General features: G+C 33.1%; 27 protein-coding genes. 5 read left to right on the top strand and 22 right to left on the bottom strand.

All coding sequences use genetic code 11. The features are described 5' to 3' along the window. Window positions 1-251: 251 nt before the first annotated feature. Genes lplA through KA814_RS00180 form a run of 5 tightly spaced genes read right to left on the bottom strand, consistent with a single transcriptional unit; the run spans window position 252 to window position 4,316 of the window. On the bottom strand, window positions 252-1,274 hold the full coding sequence (lplA, locus tag KA814_RS00200; protein WP_064209147.1) for a lipoate--protein ligase: 1,023 nt from the start codon (window positions 1,272-1,274) through the stop codon (window positions 252-254). A gap of 9 nt (window positions 1,275-1,283) precedes the next feature. Beyond that, a complete protein-coding gene (locus tag KA814_RS00195; protein ID WP_046206598.1) occupies window positions 1,284-2,168 on the bottom strand; it encodes an SIR2 family NAD-dependent protein deacylase in 885 nt (294 codons plus the stop codon). Beyond that, the gene (locus KA814_RS00190) at window positions 2,161-2,949 is read right to left on the bottom strand and encodes a protein-ADP-ribose hydrolase (protein ID WP_064209146.1); all 789 of its coding nucleotides are present in this window, start codon (window positions 2,947-2,949) and stop codon (window positions 2,161-2,163) included. The genes KA814_RS00195 and KA814_RS00190 overlap by 8 nt, the downstream gene beginning before the upstream one ends. A gap of 3 nt (window positions 2,950-2,952) precedes the next feature. After that, window positions 2,953-3,285, bottom strand: a complete 333-nt coding sequence (locus KA814_RS00185) for a glycine cleavage system H family protein (protein WP_046206596.1) — start codon at window positions 3,283-3,285, stop codon at window positions 2,953-2,955. Between the two features lie 26 nt (window positions 3,286-3,311). Then, window positions 3,312-4,316, bottom strand: a complete 1,005-nt coding sequence (locus tag KA814_RS00180; RefSeq protein WP_064209145.1) for an LLM class flavin-dependent oxidoreductase — start codon at window positions 4,314-4,316, stop codon at window positions 3,312-3,314. Between the two features lie 309 nt (window positions 4,317-4,625). Here KA814_RS00180 and KA814_RS00175 point away from each other — a divergent pair, with 309 nt between their 5' ends. Beyond that, on the top strand, window positions 4,626-5,855 hold the full coding sequence (locus tag KA814_RS00175) for an NADH-dependent flavin oxidoreductase (RefSeq protein ID WP_210122634.1): 1,230 nt from the start codon (window positions 4,626-4,628) through the stop codon (window positions 5,853-5,855). A gap of 130 nt (window positions 5,856-5,985) precedes the next feature. On the opposite strand, the gene KA814_RS00170 is transcribed toward KA814_RS00175, so the two are convergent. From KA814_RS00170 to KA814_RS00125, 10 genes are all read right to left on the bottom strand, one after another. Beyond that, window positions 5,986-7,473: an aldehyde dehydrogenase family protein gene (locus KA814_RS00170; RefSeq protein WP_046206593.1), complete on the bottom strand. Its 1,488-nt coding sequence runs from the start codon at window positions 7,471-7,473 to the stop codon at window positions 5,986-5,988. A 117-nt stretch (window positions 7,474-7,590) separates the two neighbouring features. Continuing rightward, the gene (locus KA814_RS00165) at window positions 7,591-9,234 is read right to left on the bottom strand and encodes an alpha-keto acid decarboxylase family protein (RefSeq protein WP_064209144.1); all 1,644 of its coding nucleotides are present in this window, start codon (window positions 9,232-9,234) and stop codon (window positions 7,591-7,593) included. Between the two features lie 196 nt (window positions 9,235-9,430). Further along, on the bottom strand, window positions 9,431-9,889 hold the full coding sequence (locus tag KA814_RS00160; protein WP_064209143.1) for a MarR family winged helix-turn-helix transcriptional regulator: 459 nt from the start codon (window positions 9,887-9,889) through the stop codon (window positions 9,431-9,433). Window positions 9,890-9,923: 34 nt separating this feature from the next. Continuing rightward, window positions 9,924-11,108 (bottom strand): MalY/PatB family protein, encoded by a 1,185-nt coding sequence (locus KA814_RS00155; protein WP_064209142.1) that lies wholly within the window; start codon window positions 11,106-11,108, stop codon window positions 9,924-9,926. An 18-nt stretch (window positions 11,109-11,126) separates the two neighbouring features. Next, window positions 11,127-12,074: an SLAC1 family transporter gene (locus KA814_RS00150; RefSeq protein WP_064209141.1), complete on the bottom strand. Its 948-nt coding sequence runs from the start codon at window positions 12,072-12,074 to the stop codon at window positions 11,127-11,129. 180 nt (window positions 12,075-12,254) lie between these two features. Then, window positions 12,255-12,683 carry an NAD(+)--rifampin ADP-ribosyltransferase gene (arr, locus tag KA814_RS00145; RefSeq protein WP_064209140.1) on the bottom strand — a complete coding sequence of 143 codons (429 nt, stop codon included), beginning with the start codon at window positions 12,681-12,683 and terminating at the stop codon, window positions 12,255-12,257. A 274-nt stretch (window positions 12,684-12,957) separates the two neighbouring features. Continuing rightward, window positions 12,958-13,716, bottom strand: a complete 759-nt coding sequence (locus KA814_RS00140) for a glycerophosphoryl diester phosphodiesterase (protein ID WP_064209139.1) — start codon at window positions 13,714-13,716, stop codon at window positions 12,958-12,960. Window positions 13,717-13,886: 170 nt separating this feature from the next. Continuing rightward, window positions 13,887-14,963 (bottom strand): M23 family metallopeptidase, encoded by a 1,077-nt coding sequence (locus KA814_RS00135; protein ID WP_064209138.1) that lies wholly within the window; start codon window positions 14,961-14,963, stop codon window positions 13,887-13,889. Between the two features lie 368 nt (window positions 14,964-15,331). Then, the gene (locus KA814_RS00130; RefSeq protein ID WP_046206585.1) at window positions 15,332-15,682 is read right to left on the bottom strand and encodes a DUF4064 domain-containing protein; all 351 of its coding nucleotides are present in this window, start codon (window positions 15,680-15,682) and stop codon (window positions 15,332-15,334) included. A gap of 23 nt (window positions 15,683-15,705) precedes the next feature. Next, complete coding sequence (locus tag KA814_RS00125) at window positions 15,706-16,671, bottom strand: DUF4352 domain-containing protein (RefSeq protein WP_052722077.1); 966 nt, start codon at window positions 16,669-16,671, stop codon at window positions 15,706-15,708. 441 nt (window positions 16,672-17,112) lie between these two features. Here KA814_RS00125 and KA814_RS00120 point away from each other — a divergent pair, with 441 nt between their 5' ends. Then, window positions 17,113-18,303 carry an MFS transporter gene (locus KA814_RS00120; RefSeq protein WP_064209137.1) on the top strand — a complete coding sequence of 397 codons (1,191 nt, stop codon included), beginning with the start codon at window positions 17,113-17,115 and terminating at the stop codon, window positions 18,301-18,303. Between the two features lie 56 nt (window positions 18,304-18,359). Here the strand turns inward: KA814_RS00120 and KA814_RS00115 are convergent, their stop codons facing one another. Next, a complete protein-coding gene (locus KA814_RS00115) occupies window positions 18,360-19,337 on the bottom strand; it encodes a tRNA dihydrouridine synthase (RefSeq protein ID WP_046206583.1) in 978 nt (325 codons plus the stop codon). A gap of 289 nt (window positions 19,338-19,626) precedes the next feature. Next, the gene (locus KA814_RS00110) at window positions 19,627-20,796 is read right to left on the bottom strand and encodes a YbfB/YjiJ family MFS transporter (RefSeq protein ID WP_064209136.1); all 1,170 of its coding nucleotides are present in this window, start codon (window positions 20,794-20,796) and stop codon (window positions 19,627-19,629) included. 176 nt (window positions 20,797-20,972) lie between these two features. On the opposite strand from KA814_RS00110, the gene KA814_RS00105 reads away from it, so the two are divergent. Continuing rightward, the gene (locus KA814_RS00105; protein WP_064209135.1) at window positions 20,973-21,779 is read left to right on the top strand and encodes a DUF3100 domain-containing protein; all 807 of its coding nucleotides are present in this window, start codon (window positions 20,973-20,975) and stop codon (window positions 21,777-21,779) included. A gap of 2 nt (window positions 21,780-21,781) precedes the next feature. Continuing rightward, a complete protein-coding gene (locus KA814_RS00100) occupies window positions 21,782-22,234 on the top strand; it encodes a hypothetical protein (RefSeq protein WP_064209134.1) in 453 nt (150 codons plus the stop codon). A gap of 74 nt (window positions 22,235-22,308) precedes the next feature. On the opposite strand, the gene KA814_RS00095 is transcribed toward KA814_RS00100, so the two are convergent. Together KA814_RS00095 and KA814_RS00090 are read right to left on the bottom strand one after the other, a co-directional pair. After that, the gene (locus tag KA814_RS00095) at window positions 22,309-22,650 is read right to left on the bottom strand and encodes a DoxX family protein (protein WP_046206579.1); all 342 of its coding nucleotides are present in this window, start codon (window positions 22,648-22,650) and stop codon (window positions 22,309-22,311) included. Between the two features lie 26 nt (window positions 22,651-22,676). Then, window positions 22,677-23,237, bottom strand: a complete 561-nt coding sequence (locus KA814_RS00090) for a TetR family transcriptional regulator (RefSeq protein ID WP_064209133.1) — start codon at window positions 23,235-23,237, stop codon at window positions 22,677-22,679. Window positions 23,238-23,376: 139 nt separating this feature from the next. Between KA814_RS00090 and KA814_RS00085 the strand changes: the two genes are divergently transcribed. Beyond that, complete coding sequence (locus tag KA814_RS00085; RefSeq protein ID WP_064209132.1) at window positions 23,377-24,318, top strand: DsbA family protein; 942 nt, start codon at window positions 23,377-23,379, stop codon at window positions 24,316-24,318. A 143-nt stretch (window positions 24,319-24,461) separates the two neighbouring features. On the opposite strand, the gene KA814_RS00080 is transcribed toward KA814_RS00085, so the two are convergent. The 3 genes from KA814_RS00080 to KA814_RS00070 form a co-directional block, all read right to left on the bottom strand. After that, window positions 24,462-24,800 carry a hypothetical protein gene (locus tag KA814_RS00080; protein ID WP_064209131.1) on the bottom strand — a complete coding sequence of 113 codons (339 nt, stop codon included), beginning with the start codon at window positions 24,798-24,800 and terminating at the stop codon, window positions 24,462-24,464. Window positions 24,801-24,993: 193 nt separating this feature from the next. Next, window positions 24,994-25,134, bottom strand: coding sequence for an LPXTG cell wall anchor domain-containing protein (locus tag KA814_RS13810; RefSeq protein ID WP_075100117.1), 141 nt, complete (start codon window positions 25,132-25,134; stop codon window positions 24,994-24,996). 89 nt (window positions 25,135-25,223) lie between these two features. Beyond that, window positions 25,224-25,449, bottom strand: a 226-nt coding sequence (locus tag KA814_RS00070; protein WP_481906345.1) for a hypothetical protein, incomplete at its 5' end; no start/stop codon positions are given.

Here is a 25,449-nt window from a genome sequence, read left to right as displayed (position 1 = left end):
AAAATTAAATCATCTATAACGATATTAATGGCTGTGGCATTTACCTGTCCAACCTTATAAAACATAATACGTCACAGTTTATTTGTTCATTTCATCATCTTTTCTATCGTTACATTTGAATATTTCACGACAATTTTATATGTTTAGCTAACAACTCTTTAATCCTTTTTTTTGCTATTTCCCAAGAAATAACTGCTCGTATATAAGTCATGTACTGCTACATTGCTTTCAGCTAATGTTTCCTTTTAGTATTAACTTAAAATTAAATCAACAAGTTCTTCTGCTGACGTTTTACCGAAATAGTAAGGAATATCCATTTTACTTAAAGCATCAAACAAATCTGCTTTAACAACTCGAACACCGATAAGTTGCTTTTCAACTTCTCTAATATCACCTTGACCAAAAAAATCACCATAAATACGACATGCCTTGATGCGACCATGTTCAACAGCTAGTGTAATATCAATGGTACCTGCCGCTAATTTCGCATCTCTATTATATTCATAGCGCGGGGAACGTCCATAGTTCCATTCCCAATTCTTATATTTATTTGTCACCATTTCATCTATCGCACGCCAGTCCGCTTCACTTAATTCATAACGTTTAACGTCATTGATATCGTCTAAGCCCAATAATTGTTTAATCATTAAGTCTTTAAACTCATGTATTGTAATATTTTGATATTCATTTGCTAAATGTTCGCGAATAGCTCCAACTCTCGATCTAACAGATTTAATTCCTTTAGATTCAATTTTTTTACGATTCGGCTTTAAAACTTTAATCATTGCTTCGTAATCAACATCTAATAAAAGTGAGTAACCTCCATAGATACGTCCATTGATTAAAGTCATAGCAGCGCCAGAAATTTTCTTTCCATTAATCTCTAAATCATTACGTCCACTTTGAATGACTTCGGTAGCACCTAAATTATGTAACGCCATAATTGCTGGCTCATAAAACTTTTGAAAATCACCATATATCGAATGATCATTCTGTAAAAGACAGCACATATTCACAGCACCACGATCCACATAAACTGCGCCACCTCCTGTTTCACGACGCATCACTTGTATACCATGTTCATCTACATAATCTTGGTTAATCTCTACTGCTGTGTTTTGAAAACGACCTATTTCCACTTTTGGATCACAATAATAAGGTAATAAAATATCATCATCTAAAAATATATTTTGACTAACATAGACTTGCATTGCAGTATTAACTGCACCATCTGTTATATATTCACCGTTACGAATCGGTTCAATTAAATACATAGTTTTCTCCTACTTTGTTAATTTATTATTTGCTTCTAAAATTAATGTCGAAATATCGTCCGTTAAATGTATCGTTCTTTCGCGTATATTTTGAGGAATTCTATATGCTTTTTTATTTAATGTCATAAATAATGCATCAGGATTTTGCCTTGTCATACGTTGAAAAGGATGCTTCACAAATTGCGGTGTAGTATAACCAATACCAATTTCTAAATATAAGACTTTGCCTGTCTTATGATTTTCAAGAAACTGATTGTAACGAGATAATTGTGCCTCAAAATCTGCATCTTCTACCATACCGACTTGTGCTTTTCGCTTATTAATTTCCATAGGTGCATCACACTTAGGGCAGTGTGGCACGAGTTCACGCGGTACTTCCATATTTGATTGCGCTTGAATCATTTGACGGATTGCCTCATCGTCTCGGTAGGTTTGGGGATGACAATGTTGACTACACTGCCATAGGATATATTCACCTTGAATATGAAACACTTTGTTCAAATCATATCCTGCTACTGCAAACGCATTATCTGCATTAGTAGTAATAATATGATGCGCTTTGTTTTTTAGTATTTCTTTTAGCGCAACATAAGATGCACCTACTGGTTGATCTAAATAATTCAATGCAACAAATCTACTTTGAAATGCCCAGTATTCTTGCCAACTTTCAAATGTATGCAGACTTGCTTGTAACATATCAAAAAATCCGTATTTTTCTATGAAATCCGGAAAATTTTGAGTAAATCTTTTTCCTATATACGTAAACCCATCTGATGCAGACATACCTGCCCCTATGCCAACAACTATTGCATCCGCTTCATCTATAGCTTGTGCTAATACGTCAGATTGGCAACTTTGATTTGCTGACATGACACGCCATGTTGGTTCAGTCATAACGTTTTAGCTCCTCCTTGTATAATTGTGCATCGGTATCAGTGAACACATTAAAAACTATCTTTATATCATCCAAATGATACTCTTTTTTATAATTTAATACGGTGTTAATGGCTATTTTTGCAGCTTCTGCTTGTGGGAAGCCAAACACACCTGTAGAAATACAGCAAAACGCTATACTTTTTAGTGAATGTTGTTTTGCAATTTCTAAACAACTTCGATATGCGCGCGCCAACAAATCTTTATTCATCTCAGATACTGGCAATTTGCGAACTTGCGGCCCTACTGTATGAATTACATATTGGGCTGGCAAATTATATCCTGATGTTATTTTAGCTTTTCCTATACCTTCTTTTTTCCCTTGTGCTTCCATGATTTCATGACATGCCAAACGTAGCTGTACCCCGGCTTTAGTATGAATGATGTTATCAATACAATTATGATTGGCTTCAAAACAACCTAGTAATTGGCTGTTTGCTGCATTCACAATCCCATCTACTTTGAGTTGAGTGATATCTCCTTGCCATAAAAATACATCGTCACCAATCATTGGCGACAATGTATCAATATGCGTAACATGTTGACGATTCATCGCTTGTAAATATGCATCTTGCACGTCTAAATAAGTGTCAGCAATGGGTTGGGGTGCTCTTACATTTGTTAGCCCTCTATACATTTCCCAACGCGTTGCTTCATCTTCTGGCAAATTTAAAGTTGCTTCACCGTGTGCTTCACGCCATAAATATTCAATTAAATAAGCTAAGCGTTCTTGTTGTTGCATAAATTATGCCTCTGGTAGAGCGTTAAATGCTGCTTCATCAACATTTTCTAATTTAACTAACCAGTTCTCTTCAGGTTTTTCTGAATTCAAAATTGTTGGTTCATCTTCTGCTTTTGTATTTCGTTCTACAATTGTACCAGCTAATGGAGATTGAACATCTAAGACTGTTTTAGAAGCTTCAATACTTACGATTTCATCATCTACTTTTACTTCATCGTCCCCTATAAATTCCACGTAACCAACGGTACCTATATCGTCTTGTAACTCTGGTGTCATACTATAAACATATTGTGCTCCTACTTTTTCTACCCATAAATAATTCGCTAATTTTTTCATCATAAATACTTCCCTTCATTAATATTTTATAAATATATTTCTGCAAGCAATTCAACAGCTCGACAACGTGCTTCAATACTCGGTATCAAAGGTACCACCATGACTTCATCTGCATTAAAATCTTGAATCATACGATCGATTTGTGGCTTCGCACTTTCTTTTGTGCCTACAATGATACGTGCACGACTTTGAGCGATTTGTCGCTCATCTTTCTCTGTACAATGATAAGATTGTGCTGTTTCAGGAGAGGGCATACGCTCAAACTCAGCAAATTGTTCTTTGCCTAATAACCATATATCTAAACTTTGGGCTAAAGTTTCCGCTTCTTCTGCTGAATCAGCCAATGCAATAAAGACAGTAATCATCACAGATGGCACCATATTTAATGACGATGGTTGAAATGCGTCTCTATACATTTTCACACTATCTTTTGCTTTATCTATTGCTTTCGCATTAGGTAATAGAAAAGTACCTAATGTGTACCCCATACCTTGAGCACCTGCCTTTTTAGCTGATGCTACACTGGTACTGAGCAACCACATACTTGGAATAAATGTCGTACTTGGTTGTGCTACAACGCGATGATGCCGTTGCTGCGTCTGTTGCTCTGTTAAATAATGTCTCACATCTTCAATAGACTGCCCGTAGTCTAAAAAATGTGATTTTGTTTCATTCATCGCTGCTTTCACTTGAGCAGTACCTGCATTATTGCCTATACCTAAATCGACACGTTCAGGATGAAGTGCTGCTAACATACGAAAGTTTTCGGCAACTTTATACGGGCTGTAATGAGGTAACATTACCCCACCAGACCCCAGAGCAATGTTCTGTGTTTTATTCAGTATTTGCATCATTAATAATTCAGGACTACTACATGCAAATGCTGGTACATTATGATGTTCTGTTAGCCAAAATCGTTTATAGCCGAGTTTGTCAGCTAATTGTGCTAAATGAACAGTATCTTGTAAAGCTTCTTCGGCAGATTTGCCTTCATCAATCACAGCGTAATCTAACACATTAAATTGAACCACGTGAACTACCACCTCCACCAATCATACATCATACAATATGCTTTGTTAACGATTGCACTTAAAGCGAGTATATTTGAGTATCTTATAACTTTCAGTTAAGATAAATGCAACGCAGTACTACTATACACTTTGCATCATTCAACATACGATACGTCCACTTTAAATTGTCTACACCTTATAGGATAACGGATATAGAGAATTTTTGTTAGATTTTGCTTAAAAATTTTTTTACTTTTCCTAGTTTTGACCCTTTTATATTTAAGTGTTACTTTAAAATTAATAATAACAACGAAGATAGAGGTTATAATTATGAATATGAATTACAATACTTTATTAAAGCCACTCACTTTGCCAAATGGTATTGTCTTAAACAACCGTTTTGTTTTATCTCCAATGACAACTAATTCTTCTACACAGGACGGACATATCACAGAGGCAGATATTAACTATGCACGACGTCGTGCACATTCAGCACCACTTCAAGTTACTGGCGCCGCTTATATTGAACCTTATGGACAATTATTTGAATATGGTTTTAGCATTACTGATGATAGTTGTATTCCTGGCTTAACTACTTTAGCCAAAGCCATGAAACAAGACGGAAACAAAGCAATACTACAACTTACGCATGCTGGCCGTTTTTCAAATCAAGCAATTTTAAACTTTGGTCAGGTGTACGGACCAAGTGCAATGACCTTAAATTCACCAATTAAGCATGAAGTTTTATCTATGACTACAGACAAAATCAAATCCGTAATACAACAATACGCAGATGCAACCTCACGCGCAATTAAAGCTGGATTTGACGGTGTTGAAATTTCAGCTGCACAACGCCTATTAATTCAAACATTTTTCTCAACTTTCTCAAATTTAAGGACTGATGCATACGGAAGTCAAAATTTAGAGAATAGATCACGCTTTGAATTAGAAATATTAAAAGCTGTTCAGAATGTTATTAATCAAGAAGCACCCCCACAATTTATTTTAGGTTACCGTGCCACGCCCGAAGAAACACGAGGTAGTGATGTAGGTTACACTGTTGATGAGTTTAACCGTCACTTAGACTGGGTGCTAGAAACTGCCAATATTCAATATTTAGCGATTGCAAGTTGGGGACGTCAAATCTATCAAAACAAAGTACGTTCTGAAGGAAAATATAACGGAGAATATGTCAATGCAGTCGTTTATCAATATCTTAACGGACGCATTCCGCTCATTGCTAGTGGTGGGATTAATTCTCCGGATAGCGCTTTAGACGCCTTACAAAATGCAGATATGGTGGGCATGTCATCACCATTTGTAACTGAACCAGACTTTGTTACCAAATTAAAAGAACAAAGACCAGAAGACATTGATTTGCATATAACCTTGGAAGATATAGATGAATTGGCAATTCCTTATGCTGCTTTTAAAGATATTGTAAAAATGATGGATTACGGTGAAGGATTAAAGAAAGAAACTCGAGATGAATTGCGTAAACTTGAAACAAATTATGATGCAGTAAATTATAAGGAAGTAGATCATGAAAATGAGACTTAAGACTTCCACGATATAAGAACCATGATTCTTAAAGCATATGTACCGTTTTAAAAAGCAGCCGCGAAAATTAGAGTTCTAATTTTTGCGGCTGCTTTTTATCATCATTTTCACAAAATTTATAGAAAAACACTTAATATAAGCCTTTTAATTCATTACTTGTATCGATAAATATATTTTTAACTTGTTGATAATTACTCAATGCTTCTTTATACGTTTCACGACCAATACCAGATTTTTTATAACCACCAAATGGTGCACCTTCTGGCACTTGGTTATACGTATTTATCCAAATTCTTCCTGTTCTGACTGCTTTAGCAATATTCAGTGCGCGTGTAATATCTTGTGAGAATACGCCACCCGCTAAGCCATAGTCAGAATCATTAGCAATTTTAATCGCTTCTTGATCATCTTTTACTTTGATTACTGTTAAAACAGGACCAAAGATTTCTTCTTGGGCCAACTTATTATTATTATCGCTAACCGCAATAAGTGTTGGTTCTATAAAGTAACCTTTATCTAATCCATTTGCGACAATACGTTTACCTCCAGTTAGTACCTCAGCATTAGATTGTTCAGCATAATCAATATAAGACAATATTTTATTCATCTGCTCATCGCTCGTTTGGCTACCCATTTGCGTGTGCGCATCTAATGGATCTCCAACCTTAATATTTGAAAATGCCTCTTTTAATCTAGAAATTAACGCGTCGTATATACCTTCTTGGACTAATAAACGTGAGCCTGCACTACATACTTCACCTTGATTAAATAATATACCGAGTTGGATACCTTCAACAGCTAAGTCTAAATTTGCATCATCTAGAATAATATTTGCACTTTTACCACCAAGTTCTAAAGTAGCAGGGACAATACGTTTTGCACCTGCATCAGCAACTTGATAGCCGACATCTGTTGAACCTGTAAATGATAATTTATCTACACCTTCATGATTAAAAATAGCATTACCTGATTCTGAACCTTTACCAGTTACGATATTAACCACACCTTGTGGCAATACTTCTTGAAAAATCTTACCTGCTTCTAATAAGCTTAACGGCGTTGAAGATGATGGTTGAATAACAATTGTATTCCCTGCCGCAATGGCTGGTGCAATTTTCCATGCTGCTAAGAGCATTGGGAAATTCCAAGCTACTACAGCACCTACAACGCCAATAGGTTCATGCCGTACGATACTCATAGTATCTTTATCAATATCATTCACTGAACCTTCATGTGTTTCAATAACACTTGCAAAATAGTTAAAATGTCTTGCAGCGTACGGTATATCAATTGTTGAGGTTTCACGAATCGGTTTACCATTATTCAACGTTTCCACTGTTGCAAGCTTATCTTTATTTGCCATCAATTTTTCACTAATTTTTCTTAATAAATCCGCACGCTCCGTTTTAGAAGTTAAACTCCATGATTCGAAGGCGCTTTGGGCTGATGATACAGCTTTGTCGATATCCGTTTCGTCAGCTTTGGAAATATTTGAGAGTATCTCCCCTGTGGCTGGGTTAACAACTTCTAATGTTTCTCCACTATTACTTTTTACAAATTCACCATCAATTAACAATCCGTAATTCTCATCAACATAATCTTTTATATTTACTGTCATGACAATCTCTCCTTTGCTTTGACGTTATTGATAATAACTTTATTTGAGTCAATAGTTAACCTAACTTCTCAATTTCATTGTAAACGAATATCGCTGTTTTTTAAAAAATTCCAATCATCACCCATTTTGTTGGGCAAAAGCCTTACCTATAGCATCTAATTTTTCTGGTGCATCATGTACATCCATGTGAACTTCTACAAAATGCATTATGTTAGGGTTTTGATTAATTTCGTCTAATGCCGTTGCCAACGTATTACTTGTTGTAACATCATGTATTTGAACGTCTGTTTCCTTCATACCAAACACGAACGGTAACTGCTTGTAGTTCCACATTTTAATATCGTTGTACAGTGCAGTTTCACCGTGAATTTTACGTTCCACTGTATATCCATCGTTATTGATGACAAAAATAACCGGTTTTAATGCCTCACGTATGATTGTTGATAATGCTTGAACAGTTAGTTGAAGTGAACCATCACCAATCAACAGCACGTTTCTACGTTGTTTGTCCGCAATTTGTGTTCCTAAAGTCGCAGGTAAAGTATAACCGATTGATCCCCATAATGGTTGTCCTATAAATGTATTATCTTTAGAGAAAAGTAAATCATAAGCACCAAAGAATGACGTGCCTTGTTCAGCAAGTATAACGTCTTGAGGCTGAATAAATTGCTGCATTAATTTGAAATATGTTGACTGTTTTAATGGTTCATCACTTAATTCAACCGTTTCGTTAGTTACTTGATAACGTGGATAATTCACATCAGCTGTATAATCAATATTCAACAAACTATCTAGTAAATCTACGAGTTTTACTTCTTCATCACGTAATTCGTCAACTTTAAAATAATGATGATTCATCATGATTACATTTTCTAAATTAAATCCATAAGAAAATCCAGCAGTAGCAGAATCTGTAAGTTTTGCTCCGATATTTAAAATGACATCACTTTGATCTACATAAGCTTTAATTTGTTCATCTGCAATCTTTCCATCATAAATACCCATATAATATTGATTCTCTTCATTGAAAGCCCCTTTACCTAAGGACAATTGAGCAACTGGTATATGTGTTTGGTTAACAAATTGTTCTAGTTTATCATGCAACGCAAAACTATTGATTTCATGTCCAGCTATAATTAAAGGTTGCTTTGCATTTTTTAATTTGTTTTCTATTATTTCTATATAACTGTCAACATCTTGTTTGGCTGGTGCAGTATATTGGTATGGTGTTTCTACTTCAATATCTACAGCAGCTACATCTATAGGTAAATGTATATGAACGGGACGTTTTTCATTAATTGCTGCATTGATTAATCGAGGAATTTCAGTTTGTGCATTTTCTGGAGTGATATATCCTTGTGCTGTTGTGATATGTTTGTACATTTTACGATAATCATCAAATGTGCCTTCACCTAATGAATGATGTACATATTTACCAGCACGTTCAACTTCACGTGTTGGTGCGCCTGTGATTGCTATGACTGGTACACGTTCTGCATATGCACCTGCAATACCGTTAACCGCACTTAGCTCTCCCACACCAAATGTTGTTACCATTGCACTAATGCCTTTGATTCTTGCATAACCATCTGCTGCGTAACTTGCGTTAAGTTCATTTGTGTTACCAATCCATTCCATATCTTCTCGATTGATAATATCGTCTAAGAATGTAAGATTAAAGTCACCAGGTACACCAAATACTTTATCAACACCAACTGAGCGAATTGCATCCATTAAATATTGTCCTACTCTTTTTTGCATACATCATTTCTCCTTTAATGTGTTTCGTTTTCATTACACATTAAATATAACTTGTTAAATAAATTAGGTCAAGTTTATTGACTTATTTACATAACCAAACAAAGAGGCTTTTTCTAACATCTAGAAAACAAGCCTCTGATATAAACGATTGTATTAAGTAGGTACAATTTTGCTATTCTATTGACATACACATACTTTAAAAATTATTCTTCTCATCTTTCAAATATTTTACTGATTGGAATCCTTCTCTATATGAAGCAAATTCTTCCATAATCGCATACCAATCATTGCCAACTTTTTCTTGAATTTCTTTAAACATATCATTTTGTGCTTTATTTAATTTACGCACTAAGTTGCGGCCTTTTTCTGTTGGATATAACGTTTTAATACGCTTATCTTCTGGTGCCTGTTTTTCTACAATGAATGCTTCATCTCTTAGTTTTTTTAAAGTTGCATGGCTACCTTGCTTAGAAATTTCTAACTTTTTCAATAAATCTTTAATCGAGATGCCAGGGACTTTTTCAATAAAAAATAAAAATCTATGGTGTTGACGATTCAAACCATAATCTTTAATGATTTCATCCGCTGTCGTAATAAATGTTTTATATGCGAAGTAAAATAGCAAATTTTCATAGTCATTATTTTTTATTTCCATAAGTCACTGTCCTTTTAAAATTTTTGGGGAACCTTTAACTCAAAGCTTTAATAAAACGTTGAACACCATCTTTGGCAGTTTGAGGCGCACAAGCTACATTCATTCTTAAAAAGCCTCTGCCTTCTTCACCATACTTTGTACCAGGTTCAAGCGCAACTTTGCCTTGTTCTAGTAACTTTCTCATCATTTCTTCTTCAGTTAAACCCGTTTCTCTATAGTCAATCCATAACAAATAGGTTGCTTGAGGCTTTTTAATTTTTATTTGTGGGATGGCTTTAGTAATTTCTGAAATAGCATAATCCATATTTGAAGACACAATATCTATGAGTTCATCAAGCCAATCTTCCCCGTGAGTATAGGCAGATTCTAGTGCAGCTGCACCAAATGGACTAATACGGTTAACGCCTAAACCATGTGCCGCAAAATTTGACTCTAATGCTTGTCTAATATCTTTATTGGGTGAAATAATCAAAGCAGCATGAATACCTGCTAGATTAAATGTTTTTGTAGGTGCAGTGCACGTAATGATTTTTTGTGCTTCTTTTTCAGATGCTAATTTATCAAGCGGGATATGTTGATAATCAGAAAATACCAAATCAGCATGAATTTCATCTGATAGTATTAACACATCATATTTCACACATAATTCAATCACTTTTTCCAAAGTGTCTTTAGACCAAACAATGCCGCCTGGATTATGTGGGTTACATAAGATAAACATTTTTACGCCTTGCTTTAACTTTTCTTCAAAGTCTTCAAAGTCGATTGAGTAATTTCTCTCATCTTCTATCAAAGCACACGTTATTAATTGTCGATTCATACCTGAAGGCAAATTGGAAAAAGGTGGATAAACCGGAGGCGTGATTAAAACACTATCTTTTGGAGTCGTAAATGTTTCAATAATTGATGCTATCGCAGGAACTACACCTGAATGCGCAAGAATCCAATCTTTCTCAATATGCCAATCATGACGTTTATGAAACCAAGATTGAATCGCTTTTTTGCAGTCTTCATCTAAATAAGAATAGCCAAACACACCGTGATCGACACATTTCTGTAACGCTTCAATCACTGGTTGTGGCGCTTTAAAATCCATATCCGCAATCCACATTGGCAGTACATCTGAAGCATCATCAATATGATACACATCCTCCATCGTATCCCATTTAACTGATCGCGTCTGCTTTCTATTAACAACTTCATTAAAATGATAAATCATTACAACCACTCCTTTACCTTAAAACACATTATTGTTGATTCTTTTTCTCAAAAAAACAATATAACCCAAAATGACATACACAACAGCTAATAACGCAAATATAATTTCACATATCAACATGAATTGTAATAAATTTTGTAATAAGCTCGGAAAACGCACATGAATCATAAAATTAAAATAAGCAGTCGCTGTTGTTACCCACGGAAATGTTAAAGCGGCAAATGAAAATTTAAAATTTATAGCCACTAACTTAGGAATAAACATTAATGAGACCATAAAAAGTAGTTGGGATATTATAAAACCACTTACCATTATAATGATGTCATTCGATTTTGCACTGATTAAAAACCCATTAAGACAAAGTGCTGCAGGAGCCGCTATAATGATTGACATTGGAAATTGATTTTCATTATATAAGCGCCAAGTTTTTTTGATTAAAATAATCGCTATTAGTATTATAAAACAAAAGGTTGCTATATATACCGTGAATTCACCTAGGACTGGATTAAATTCTTTTGCAGTTTCAGCTATTACACCTATCCCTACAAATGTTACAAACCAACTCGTATTCGGCAAAACAGTACCTTTGTTATGTAATATTAGATGATAGTAAATAAAACCTGCAATAATGATAAATTGGATGATAATCGTTAACCACCATAACCATAATAGTAAACCAAGATTGACATTCAAGTGATGCTTTATGATGTAAATGATTGTCATTAAAGCCATTGGAAACGTTGGGAAGGTAGCGCAGATATGACGATCACTCAATTCATTATATACTGTATGAGGATACAATATACACTTTTTAATAAATAATACTAAAATGATGCAACTCAATATAAAAAATAACACTGCTAAACCATACCAAGACATATTAAACAGTAAATTACTAAGCGAAGCGATACCTAATGCTAATCCACAAATAGCCGTTGGTAATACTTTAATCAATTTATAAAACATAATTTTAATCCTTTTACAATATTTAGTTATATCATTACTATACTATGCTTAAACTATTTATGTGTAAAATAAGATTATTATTTCGTTACCTTTTTATCATCTTGCCTAATCTTCTGTGCCTTTATTTTTGTATTAATTCAATATATGCACATATTTGAATGTGACATTCATATCGATATATTAATCTTCAATAATATCTAATCCTTTGTCCCTCAACTGCTTTAAACCCTTGAGCATTTGGTTAATATCGTCATCCGAATGTCTTTCCCATACGCTTAATTCCGCGACAATTTTTAGTGGTTCAGTAGAGCGATAAGAAAGCGTTGGATTGCCAGGTAATTTTTTATCTGTGACGTTCGGATCGTCTTCAAATTCTCCCAATGGTTCAACAACATAAATATGCTCTTCTGCCCTATCCTTAGATAAAGCAACTGCAAGTTCAGCTCCCCATTTTGCGGCTTCTAATGTACCTGTGAAATATATATGGTTCATAATTCGATCTTGATAATTCGATTTATATAATGGATGCAGTAAATCACCTATCTCTAATTTAGCTTTTGTACCATGTAAATATAAGTTTTGTCCAAATTGAGCTGTTTCACTGTTCATCGCTTAAGTCCCCCTCATAATCAGTAAGCTGTTCAATTATTATATGCAATATCTATTGGAAAATATAGACTATAATATCTGACACTCGCATCGTATAATTAAAGCAAAGGAGGTTTTATATTTATATTATTTTTTTAACAATTGTTGATTATAAAAATAATGTACGACATAGCGCTTGCTTAAACGAAACTTCTGTTACATCTAAATTAAAAACGGAGCTAATCAACTTCAAAAAGTTTTGCAGCACCGTTTTATATATGATAATTATATTAATTTAATCAGCAATAAACCCACTATTTAAATGGACTAACTCATCAGCTTTATCTGTAAACACGCCGTCTACGCCCCAATTGGACAATTGATTTGCCCTCACTTTACTATTCACCGTCCATACATTTAATTCGTAACCAGCATTTTTAATTGAACGCACGCGTGCTTGAGACAGTTTTGCATCTTCAATATTGACAATCGTTGATTCACAATAGTCTAAAAGTGTTCTCCAATCACCTGTAAATGCTGCTGCTTTAAAAAGAACTGCTCGCTTATATTGTGGCATTAGCTGCTGTGCTAATTTCAATAAAACAATATTAAAACTAGATAATAAAATATCTAAATTTGAATTTAATGTGTTTAATTTTTCAGCAACTTGTTTAATCATACTTTCTGATAACACACTACCATCTTTACCTGTTACACCTTTTAATTCAATATTTAAATTCATTTTATATTTATTAGCTAATGCAACCACCTCATCAAAAGTCGGCAGTTTTTCCTCTGCATATTTAGCATTAAACCAATTGCCAGCAGATGCTTGTTTGATTTCATCATAATTCAATTGTGTAATTTCGCCAATCATATCTGTTGTTCTATCTAAAAAATCATCATGAATAATGACGAGTTGTTCATCTTTTGTTATTGCAACATCAAGCTCAATCCATTTTAATCCAGGCACATGCGCAGCTGCTTCAAATGCTGCCATTGTATTTTCAGGTGCTTTACTTGATAATCCTCTATGAGCATAAACTGTAAACATATCATCTTCCCCTTCAATGTCATTTTAGTGTAATTATGATATGTCATGAACCATAATTCAAATTATCTAAGCTATTATCAGAAAAAACATTTTATAGTCGAAAATCAAACAAAAAAGTCGCCTTCTGTATCCTTAATAGGAGTTCAAAGGCGACCAATAGGTGTCATATATTATGATTTTGAATTTACATATGAAGTTGGATCAACAGAATATCCGTTCCCCACGCCACCTGACATACGTTGGAAATGTAAATGAGGTGCAGTAGAATTTCCTGTACTTCCTGATAAACCAATTTGTTGTCCTTCTTTAACTTCTTGGCCAGATTTAACATTTAAAGAATTCATATGCATATACCATTGATAGTTATCACTGTTTTTCTCTTGGATTGTAACTTGGTTACCACCACCATAGTTACTCCAACCACTTTGAATTACTGTACCATCTGCTAATGAATAAACTGGTGTGTTTTCATCCATTGCGTAGTCAACGCCATAGTGTGCACCACCGCCATGGTAACTACCATAAGGTTGTAATTGACGATTTTTAGTTAACCAATTTGATGAATGTGTACTATTATTACTACTGTTTGATGCTACTTCTGATTGTGTAGCTTTTTGTTGTGGTGCAGCTTGTTGTTGTGGTGTTGAATCATTACTTGATGTAGTGTTTTGTTGCACATTATTCGTACCATTATTTTGTGTGTAACTTGTTTCATAATTGTTATTTGTTGATGCGTTATTTTGTGTATGATTTACATTATTAGAATTACTTTGTGCTGTTTGTCCAGATTCAGTGCCATGGTTCGTTGTTGCACTATTATCAACATCATCGTTTTCTGATGTTTGGTTGATGTCATAACCTTCTGATTGTACTTCTTCATGACTTTGGTCATCAGTGTAGTTATTATCATCTGAGACATTTACATTATCTACGTTTGAAGTGTTATTAGCACTTTGATTATTCATTGGGAAATAATAGTAATGATAATTCCCCTCATCGTCTATTAAATAGAAATAATATTGTTGTTGATCAAACATAGATTGATCCCAATTTCCATCTAATGTGTGATGATAGTTCCCATTATCATCTTGATCAATATATCCATAATTAAAAATATCACTATAAGACTGATTGCTTGTGTACTGTGTATTAGATTGATTATTTTCTGAAGCGTGTGCTTCACCTTGTGCGATACCAATTGCACCTAAAGATAATGTAGCAATTGTTGCTGTAACCATTTTTTTCATAATTAATAAGTCCTCCCAAAATTTTTACATACATAATAGTATCAGAGAAACTGTATAAAAAGAATAGCAGAAACTGTTTTTTAATTTGTTAGTAATTTATTTGTGATGTAACGTAAATTTTTTGAAAATTCCTAATATGTATTACGATTGTACCTTCAAAATTTCAAAAAAAATAGCGTGTTATGGTATTTCATTTTCTAAAAAGCTTTCCTTATTCTATTACAAAGTTAACAATCGAATAAATACATTTTTAAGTACATTTATATACAATGCTAATAATTATCTAATTAACATTAGCTTGATACAAAAAAACCGAGACATCATTATCTATGTCTCGGATGGTTTAATACTATTTTTTGTCTACTGTATTACTTTCTTATTAATGCTAATATACCGGCTACTAATATTAATATACCTGATAAAATACCAAAAAAGCTTATAAAAATTATATTTAAAATACCACCTATGATTAATAATATTCCTATTAAGACTCTTTTTTTGTTTATAATACAACTAAGAACCAGTGTTATTATACAAGTTATTATAACCGCTACGCCTAATCCAGTTATACTGCCACTATCTGTTGCTCCAAATTCTTTGCCAATACCGTCGACCATTATAGCGAATAAGCCACCTATAATACCAAATATACTTCCTAATATTCCTAAAATCATTTCTGCTACTCTATTTGTTTGTTTTTTTCCAATATACTCATTCATATAAATTACTCCTTTTCTTTTTACTACGCTGCTTCATCTTCAGCAGTTTCATCTTCTTCGCTTTGTTTCATATCTTCTTCATACTCTTTATCTATTTCATCCATTTCTTCTTCATATTCTTTATCTATCTCATCCATTTCCTTTTCGTATGCTTCATCTTGCTTTTTCATTTCTTCTTCAAATGCTTGATCTTCTTCTTCCATCTTTTTATTGTATAATTCATCAACACGTGCTTCTAATTGATCATATTCTATCTCTAATACCTCATGATCAACATGGTCCATTTTTTCACCATCCGTGAGTTCATTATATTCATCAACTAATGTGTTATACATTTCTGCTGGATATGTTATTTCATCGCTTTCATCATCTTCTTTTTCGGTATCAGTTTTTTCAGCATCCGCTGTTTCACTTGTACTTTCATTATCATTACTTGCTGATACAGAATTACTAGTTTGTTGATTACTCGCTTCTTTAATATCTTCTTTCTTTATGTTCCATTTTGCTTTAATATTTTCAAAATTTGGCGTAGCATCCATTTCTAAAGTATATGTATCATTTTCAGGAACGTCATAAGTAATCATACCTGATCCAGTATTTCCTTTGTTCAATTGATGTGAAAACCCTGAGTCTCCTTCACTCTCCCCGTACCATTCTTGATAATTTTCACCGTTCACTTTCATGCTAAAATCAGTCGAATCAACTAATACTTGATCTTCATTATTATTTTTAAATTTCAAATATACTTTTATAACTCTGCCATTTTCAGGTTCACTATATTCATCATAATTATTTACATATTCTACTTTTGCTAATTTCACATCTACACCATCAGCGTCCACTACTTGTCCAATTTTAAAATTCTTCATAGTATTCGTAGCTTTTGACTTATTATCTTCTTTTCTGTCAGATTTTGTTTCCTTACCTTCCGTATTACAACCAGCTAAGATACATATGATTAAAACAGCCAAAAACAATAGTTTTTTCATTTTACCACTTCCTCATTTTACATTTACAGTTAATTTGAATTTTGTTCAACTTTAAAATTATTTTAAACCATACTACATAATCTTATAACATATTTAGTTAAAATCAATAATTTTTTTGAAATTTATGTTAATTTAAAATTTTATTAATGTGCTATCTTAGAAAAACCTATTTTTGTTACAAAAATGACTGTAGAAATAATTATCTTAGAAACGAAATTTCATAAATAATTAGTCCTACAGTCATATTAAAATTTTTCTTTTTATATGATTTATTCAAATCTCTGTTCAAATTGTTACAAAGCTGTAAGTGTTCTATTAAGTGATATGTCATAAAAATGTACTTTATGTTTTTAACAAAAAATTCAAGTATAAATAATATATTTTTTATATTATTAATTACATGCTACCATAAAAATATCAACTAATAAGCGGGGCATGACATTGAATAATTTAAAAAAACATTATGTGACAAAAGGTTCGAAAGACTATTTAAAAATCATTATTGCACTTTTCATTTCCGGTTTTACTATCTTTTCTATCTTATATAGTGTTCAACCTTTGATTCCACATTTCACAAAGTCATTTAATATTAGTGAAACTGTTTCAAGTTTAGCTTTATCAGCAGCAACCATTACCTTAGCGATTGCTATGCTATTTTTCGGGGCACTATCCGAAGTGTTAGGTCGTAAACCTATAATGATTTTTTCTGTTCTTTCTGTATCCTTACTCGCCTTAATACAACCATTTTTAACAGATTTCAATACTTTTTTAATTGTGCGATTAATCCAAGGCATATGTCTAGCTGGTTTACCATCAATCGCAATGGCTTATATTGGTGAAGAAATTTCATCACAAAATTTACCTGAGGCGATGGGCATTTATATTAGTGGAAATGCTTTTGGCGGTGCCTTTGGAAGAATATTCACCGGTTTTATTTCAAGTATATATGGATATCAAACTGGCCTAATTTCTATAGGTATAATCAGTCTTATTGCAGCCATTTTATTTACATTTTTATTACCGTCATCTAAACATTTTGAAAAACAGCGTTTTTCTGTAAAAACATTATTAATGAGTTATTATAAGCATCTAACAAATATCAGATTGCTCAAACCATTTATGATTGGCTTTCTGCTACTTGGGTGTAACATCGCAGCATTTAACTATATTGGTTTCGTGTTATCAGAAAAACCATATAATTTACATGATAGTATCATTAGTTTTATTTACTTATTATTTTTAATAGGTATGATTTCCTCAATACTAAACGCAAAATTACGTATGAAATTAGGTACTTTAAATGCCTTGAAATTCAGTGTTTTATTGTTAATTTTCGGTATTAACATCACTTTATTGCCACCGCTAACATTTAAAATTATTGGCTTAGCCTTTAGTGTTTATGCTTTTTTTAGTGGGCATGCAATTGCAAGTGCAGTAGTTACCAGTCGTGCAGAAGACCATAAAGCACAGGCCTCTAGCCTATACTTATTATTTTATTATATGGGTTCTTCTGTAGGTGGTACTTTAGCCGGTGTGTTTTATAACTATATTCAATGGCCTGGCGTAGTTTTAATGATTACTAGTTTTATGGTCATAGCATTCGTTATTGCTCTTACCATTAAGCAAAAATAGGCTTGAAAATCTAAAATATTAAGATTTCCAAGCCTATTTATATATTCAAATTTTTACTATTGTATTGTTGTTTCCATATTTGCTTCAAATTCATCTAGTAATTCACGTGCTTCATCAGTCGTATTTGTACTCATCAGTTGATGTCTTAACTCACTTGCACCTCTGATGCCACGCACATATATTTTAAAGAATCTGCGCAACGGTTTAAATAAGCGTGTTTCTTCTTGTGAATATTTGTCGAACAAATCAAGATGAAGTCTCAACAAGTCTAAAAGTTCTGCACTCGTATGTTCTCTTGGTTCTTTTTCAAAAGCATAAGGATTATGGAAAATCCCACGTCCAATCATGATACCATCGATACCATACTTTTCTGCCAGTTCAAGCCCAGTTTTTCTATCTGGAATATCACCATTTATCGTCAATAATGTATTTGGTGCAATTTCATCACGTAGTTTTTTAATTTCACCGATTAATTCCCAATGGGCGTCTACTTTACTCATCTCTCTACGTGTACGCAGGTGAATTGATAAATTCGCAATATCTTGTTGAAAAACATGTTTCAACCACTTTCTCCATTCATCAATTTCAGAATAACCCAAACGTGTTTTAACACTTACAGGTAACCCTCCTGCTTTAGATGCTTGAATAATTTCAGCTGCAGTTTCAGGACGTAATATTAGTCCTGAACCCTTACCTTTTGTTGCAACATTCGCAACTGGACACCCCATATTCAAATCAATGCCTTTAAATCCCATCTCTGCCATGCCAATACTCATTTCACGAAAATGTTCAGGTTTATCACCCCAAATATGTGCAACGATGGGTTGTTCATCTTCTGTAAAAGTTAAACGGCCACGTACGCTATGTACGCCTTCAGGATGGCAAAAACTTTCCGTATTTGTAAACTCAGTGAAAAAGACATCAGGTCTTCCCGCTTCGCTGACTACATGACGAAAGACTACATCTGTTACATCTTCCATAGGCGCCAAAACAAAAAATGGACGCGGTAATTCACGCCAAAAATTTTCTTTCATATATATTTTAACCTTCTTATCTATTATTATCTCGAATTTTTATCCATGACGATATTACCACAAAAATTGGACTTATACAAAAAGATTATAAACTTCCAAAAGCAACTCGAAAACAGCTTATCTAAAAACTTATTACCTAAATAATCGAATAGTTACGCATTCGAAATAAATCTATTGTCACCTTAAATATTTTCGAAAGCAGTTCAAGTTATACATGCAGAAGGCGATCTATCTCATGATTTTTCTTCACTTTTTAACAAAATTATCAAAGTTATAAGAAAATATTCATTTAATACCTAGTCCGGTAACTATACATACTACTAAATAACCCTACACATAAAATAGCAGCAGCAAAAATCAAGGCTGCATTGAAGTTCCCTGCGCTTCCAATTAATAATCCTGACAATGCAGGTGCAATCATTTGCCCCAAACTGTATATAACAGTCAATATCGCAACTAAGTTCAGCTTACTATTATTTTGATACATTAAAGCTTGTGCTTTGGACATAAATAATGTAGTAAGCCCTAAAAACGTTGAACCAAATAATAATGAACTTAGAATCAAACTCAACATACTTTCTGATAGTATTGGCAAAGTAACACTTATTATTTGTAAAATAAAAGCTAAATAGGTCGCCTTACCATGGCCTAACATATCAGCCAACATAGACCAAAGAATGGTCGATGGTATCGCGCCTAACCCAACAAACATCCAACTTAATGCTGCATAGTCTGATAACGAGGGTATCGATTTAACAATGGCAACCAAAAATGTGCCCGTAATAATATATCCAGCACCTTCGCAAAAATATGCAATGGAAAATCCCCAAATAAATTTTTTCTTCAACTTACTTGATACATTAGATTGACTTTCGTTTGTTTTATGGCTTTCGTGATCAGTACGATCATTTTCACGCATACCAAATATAATAAAAATAGCCATGATTAATGAAAAAATACCGAGCAAAACCCAAGTCGTTTTCCATGTATTCACTGAAGTAAATAAAAAAATAAAGATACTACTTGAAAAAATACCTAAACCTACACCACTATAAAGCAGACCTGATATACGTTCTATTCGAACCATTTTTAATGCTTCTAACGCAACATTTGATGCTAATACAAAAACAGTACCACTAGACACACCAGAAACAAATCTAAAAATAGCCCATAAGATATAACTATCAAAAATACCCATGAATAGTGTTGAAATAATATTAATCATTAAATATATTTTAAGATCGACTACCTTATTAAATACAATAATCCAAATTGGAATTATTGCGCCAATAAGATACCCTAAATAATTATATGTAGCCAACATACCAGCACTCGGATTGTCCATACTGGTATTAAGCTGCATAAAAGGCATGATGGGCGTATATGCAAAACGTCCAATTGCCATAACAATAAACAAACACAACATACCTAAAACAAGTTGCTTATACGCTTCTTTCATACTTTACACACCTTTCAACAAATTAATTACATTATACACTTTTCATGATATTTACAAATACTTTTTCATTAGCAATCAATAATATTATCTTCAACCCCTTTTAATTTTGAAATAGTAAGTATAGAATAGGCATTATTATTATTTTGAATTTTCAGATTTTTATTAGGGGGATTGTTATGCAACAACAAAATATACTTTGGAAAGATTGGAGATTACATGGCATTGTCCTAATCATTATGATCATTTCTGAAGTGATTGGCGCACATAAAATTCCATTAGGTATAACTTCAATCCTATTGTTACCAGTAGTTTACGCAGTATTACTTGGTTTGGGAGTATATTTCACACCTATTATAGGTAAAAGACAAGCTAAGCACTCTGAACCAATGGTCTTTATTTCTGTAGCATTACTCATAGCAAAATTCGGGGTAGAGGCTGGACCTGCCCTTCCTAAAATTATTGCAGCTGGACCCGCTTTAATACTTCAAGAAGCCGGAAATTTAGCTACTATTATTATTTCATTACCGCTAGCTATACTTTTAGGTTTACGTAGAGAATCTATAGGCATGACACATTCAATAGGTAGAGAACCAAATTTAGCACTTATTACTGAAAAATATGGTATTACCTCTCCTGAATGGCGAGGAGTCATGTCCATGTATATATTTGGAACGATATTTGGGGCAATATTTTTTAGCATTTTCTCCGGCATACTAATCTCTATTTTACCTTTTAGCCCATTAGCATTTGCAATGGCGACAGGTGTAGGAAGTGGTGTGATGACTGCTGCTGCACTAGGTCCCTTAGTTGAAATGTATCCTGACCAAGCTAGTACAATTACAGCATTCTCTGGTGTGAGTAATTTACTTACATCTGTCACAGGGCTTTATGTGGGTATATTAATTGCTTTGCCATTAACTCGAAAATATTACAGCTTTATTATGCATATTAAATCAAAATTCACAAAAGATAAGGAGCAATGAGTATGAATTCAAAAGTTACAAACTGGATACTCACATTATGTGTGGTAGGCATTATTTCACTTTTTAGTAATTGGATTGGTTACAGTGTTATGCCAATAGAAGCTTTACCAGGCATTCTTACATTAATGGGCATTGCATTAATCGGTTTAATCTTACGTGATATTGTTCCTTTAAATATACCTAGTATTGCTTATATTGGTATAATCGGACTCATCATTACAATACCAGGCATCCCTGGATCATCACACATTGTTGAATGGACTGAAAAAGTAGATCTATTGTCATTAGCTACACCAGTGGTTGCATATGCAGGTGTTTCTATAGGAAATTCGTGGGCCGATTTTGCTAAGTTAGGTTGGAAAACAATTGTCGTAGGAACTGTAATATTGCTCAGTACATACGTAGGTTCTGCCCTTGTAGCAGAAATTGTTTTAAGCATTCAAGGTTTAGCATAATCTACACATAATTATCCCCGTACAAACAATTCAATCTATCGTTTGTACGGGGACAATTAAAGTCAGAAAATACTTTAAATATAATAAATGAATACTATAAAGTTCAATAAAAAAAGTACAATAGCTGGAATCGCTTTTTTAACTGGATCCTTGCCTAAGAAAATCAATGAAATTGCACCAACAAACATCGTTGCACCTAGTAATATACTTGATAATAAAGCAATTACATTATACAACACACCTATCAACATCCCCAGACCACCTACAAATTCAAAAATTCCTGTAATTTGATTAAAAATAGGTGGGTAACCAAGACGCGCAAAATCTTGTTTCATTGCACCAGATAGAATTTTTGATCCTGTCATGATAAAAAATATCCCCAAAATTATTTGCAATATAATGATAATAATACTCATTTTAACGACCCCTTTTCATTTTTATCTTAGTCATACGCTAGCAAACCAGAAATCATATAAGGCGTAATGCGTTTAATATAATTTTCAGGTAACATCTCACTATCCTTTTGGTACCATGTTTCAGCTGCTTTATAGATACTTGCACTTATCATGTTTGCAGCCAATTGTCGTGTACTATCTTCTTCAAAGTCAATATCATTCAACAATTTATACAATACATTTGCAATATGTTCTTGAACAATATGGTCTATTGTCTCAGGATAACTCCTATGACATCTTCTATTTAAAGACAATTGAAACTCTGCCACTACTTTAAAGATGTCGATAATTGTATTTTCACTCAATGGTTTATATTCAAAATATTCATAATTTAAATTAATTAATAGTTCCTCAGCAAGCGCTTTTTCTAACAAATCATAGATATCACTGAAATGATAATAAAACGTAGCTCTATTGATAAGTGCCTCTTGTGTAATATCTTTTACAGTTATACTTTTAAAATCTTTAACACCAGACAATTTGATAAAAGCTTGCATGATAGATTTTCTCGTTTTAATGACGCGCAAGTCTGATTTTGATTGTACCATTCGACTCCCTCATTTTCTCCCAACATTTAATTCTGGATGTTGAATATTCAACATTTTCTACAATTTGTTGGTACTTATTATTCATATTACTACTTATCATAAGAGTATATCAATTTAATTAAACTACGGAGGTACAATTATGGAAAAAAATATGGTATGTGATATGTATTCGGGTGTTTGCAAACCGAGTGAAGAAAATGAAGTAGAAAACATAAACTTGAACAACCAAAGTCCTAATTTAACTTTATATTATATAACTGATCCTATGTGTTCACATTGTTGGGCTTTCGAACCAATTTTAAATAAACTGTTAGTTCAGTACGGTCATTTGTTTAATTTTCAAATGATTATGGGTGGTCTTTTAGAAGCTTGGGGGGATGGTCCTATTGATCCTGCTAATGGCATTTATAAACCAGCTGATGTGACACCACATTGGCAAGAAGTAGGTCAATATTCACGCATGCCTATCGATGGTACAGTTATGGAATTAGATCCTGTGCAATCTTCATACCCAGCATCTCGATTGTATAAAGCGATTCAGCAATTAGATTCCCCGACTTCTGCTATTGAATTTATTAGATTAGTGAGGGAAGCTGTTTTCGTCTTTAACCAAAATATTTCTGATAACAAAATACTTAAATCAATTGTACAAACTTTATATAAAAACAATAAAACAATAAATATTGAAACTATTTTTGATTTAGCAAATAGTACGCAAGGCCAGCAACTACTTTCAAACGATTTTAACTTAGTACGAGAATTAGGTGTCAGAGGTTTCCCTACAGTTGTCATAGTAAATCATGATAACCAAGGTACCAAAATTGTAGGTGCTAGAGATTTAAATGTTTATATAGATACACTTAAAAAACTTAACAATAATGGAAAAACCGTTTCAAAACCATTGCCAGATTTAGAATTATATTTAAAAAAACAACATCGTTTATTTTCTAAAGAAATTGAAATTATGTATGATATTGCGCAAGGCGAAGTACCAAATTTCGTTGAACAAAATTTGAGTCCTTCAGTTTACACAGCCAGAAATATCCTTGGTGAAAATTATTATGAATTTATTTTATCGTAATATATGACAATCTAACTGACATTGTGAGCGAAATGGCTTACGTTCATCAAACACTATATGTACTTGTTCAATGCAGGTGAAATTCAATCAATTTATCAAATATGTTTATATAAAGTGTCACTTTATTGCATTTATATTCTTACTCATGTCGTTTTATATTTTTTCAAATATTCATTGTAATTAAAAGTTTCTATACTATTAGTTACAATGATATTTTTATTTAGCTGCGCTTCTAAATACCTACTCACTTCACAAACTGCATTTATTTTTATTGATTCTATGTCATTCATTTCTATTACTACAAAGTCTATTTCTTTAACACTATGATTCGTTTGAGAAAGTATCCTATAGATGTGTTGTAACAATCCTTCATTATATTTGGTTTTAGAAATTGCTACTACTTTTGAATTGATTGGTTCTTGATTTCTATTACGCAAGTAAAATAGTGTGTTACCTCTGCTATATTGAATAATAATATACATATAATAACCCCGTTTTATTATTTAATAACCTGTAATTACTATATACACATTACGTACAATTAATAAACAATTTTTAATTAATCAAACTCAATTTATAATCAGTTTTATTTAAACAATAATTAGATAGTAAAAAAACCTGAGACTGCACATGTCTCAGGTTTCTTTATTTAATACTATTTTTATAATTTATTAATTATTTATCTTCTTCATTTTTTCTACGACGTTTGAAAACTAGTAATAACGCACCCAAACCTGCAAATAATGAACCAAATAAAGTACCTTTATTAATTTCATCTTTTCCTGTTTCAGGTAATTCAGATCTATTATCATTAATTTTTCTAGAGTTATCGGAACGATCATTTACTATTTTTGAAGTTTGATTTTGTTCTAACTCTGAAATATGATCGCGTTTAGATGGTTGGCTTATATCTGAACTTTCTCCTGATTTCGGTTCTTGAGTATTTGAGTTTCCTTCTGTACTTGGATTTTCTCCCGTACCTGGTTCTTCTCCTGTACCTGGTTCTTCTCCCGTACCTGGTTCTTCTCCTGAACCTGGTTCTGCTCCCGAACCTGGTTCTTCTCCTGTACCTGGTTCTTCTCATGTACCTGGTTCTTCTCCGGGACGTGGGTGGGGGGGGGTAGCGGGGGG

Source organism: Staphylococcus sp. GDY8P196P (assembly GCF_017891705.1).
GTDB lineage: Bacteria > Bacillota > Bacilli > Staphylococcales > Staphylococcaceae > Staphylococcus > Staphylococcus ureilyticus.
This window is presented reverse-complemented; position numbering and strand designations above follow the sequence as displayed.

Excerpts from the sequence above, each read along its gene's own strand:
- KA814_RS00130 (WP_046206585.1), bottom strand. The coding sequence starts at position 15,682 with ATGAATGAGTATATTGGAAAAAAACAAACAAATAGAGTAGCAGAAATG.
- KA814_RS00110 (WP_064209136.1), bottom strand. The coding sequence starts at position 20,796 with ATGAAAGAAGCGTATAAGCAACTTGTTTTAGGTATGTTGTGTTTGTTT.
- KA814_RS00080 (WP_064209131.1), bottom strand. The coding sequence starts at position 24,800 with ATGTATATTATTATTCAATATAGCAGAGGTAACACACTATTTTACTTG.
- lplA (WP_064209147.1), bottom strand. The coding sequence starts at position 1,274 with ATGTATTTAATTGAACCGATTCGTAACGGTGAATATATAACAGATGGT.
- KA814_RS00170 (WP_046206593.1), bottom strand. The coding sequence starts at position 7,473 with ATGACAGTAAATATAAAAGATTATGTTGATGAGAATTACGGATTGTTA.
- KA814_RS00140 (WP_064209139.1), bottom strand. The coding sequence starts at position 13,716 with ATGTTTACAGTTTATGCTCATAGAGGATTATCAAGTAAAGCACCTGAA.
- KA814_RS00185 (WP_046206596.1), bottom strand. The coding sequence starts at position 3,285 with ATGAAAAAATTAGCGAATTATTTATGGGTAGAAAAAGTAGGAGCACAA.
- arr (WP_064209140.1), bottom strand. The coding sequence starts at position 12,683 with ATGAACAGTGAAACAGCTCAATTTGGACAAAACTTATATTTACATGGT.
- KA814_RS00135 (WP_064209138.1), bottom strand. The coding sequence starts at position 14,963 with ATGAAAAAAATGGTTACAGCAACAATTGCTACATTATCTTTAGGTGCA.
- KA814_RS00150 (WP_064209141.1), bottom strand. The coding sequence starts at position 12,074 with ATGTTTTATAAATTGATTAAAGTATTACCAACGGCTATTTGTGGATTA.
- KA814_RS00115 (WP_046206583.1), bottom strand. The coding sequence starts at position 19,337 with ATGAAAGAAAATTTTTGGCGTGAATTACCGCGTCCATTTTTTGTTTTG.
- KA814_RS00100 (WP_064209134.1), top strand. The coding sequence starts at position 21,782 with ATGAATTCAAAAGTTACAAACTGGATACTCACATTATGTGTGGTAGGC.
- KA814_RS00190 (WP_064209146.1), bottom strand. The coding sequence starts at position 2,949 with ATGCAACAACAAGAACGCTTAGCTTATTTAATTGAATATTTATGGCGT.
- KA814_RS00085 (WP_064209132.1), top strand. The coding sequence starts at position 23,377 with ATGGAAAAAAATATGGTATGTGATATGTATTCGGGTGTTTGCAAACCG.
- KA814_RS00165 (WP_064209144.1), bottom strand. The coding sequence starts at position 9,234 with ATGCAAAAAAGAGTAGGACAATATTTAATGGATGCAATTCGCTCAGTT.
- KA814_RS00160 (WP_064209143.1), bottom strand. The coding sequence starts at position 9,889 with ATGGAAATAAAAAATAATGACTATGAAAATTTGCTATTTTACTTCGCA.
- KA814_RS00125 (WP_052722077.1), bottom strand. The coding sequence starts at position 16,671 with ATGAAAAAACTATTGTTTTTGGCTGTTTTAATCATATGTATCTTAGCT.
- KA814_RS00090 (WP_064209133.1), bottom strand. The coding sequence starts at position 23,237 with ATGGTACAATCAAAATCAGACTTGCGCGTCATTAAAACGAGAAAATCT.
- KA814_RS00095 (WP_046206579.1), bottom strand. The coding sequence starts at position 22,650 with ATGAGTATTATTATCATTATATTGCAAATAATTTTGGGGATATTTTTT.
- KA814_RS00175 (WP_210122634.1), top strand. The coding sequence starts at position 4,626 with ATGAATATGAATTACAATACTTTATTAAAGCCACTCACTTTGCCAAAT.
- KA814_RS00155 (WP_064209142.1), bottom strand. The coding sequence starts at position 11,108 with ATGATTTATCATTTTAATGAAGTTGTTAATAGAAAGCAGACGCGATCA.
- KA814_RS00195 (WP_046206598.1), bottom strand. The coding sequence starts at position 2,168 with ATGACTGAACCAACATGGCGTGTCATGTCAGCAAATCAAAGTTGCCAA.
- KA814_RS00105 (WP_064209135.1), top strand. The coding sequence starts at position 20,973 with ATGCAACAACAAAATATACTTTGGAAAGATTGGAGATTACATGGCATT.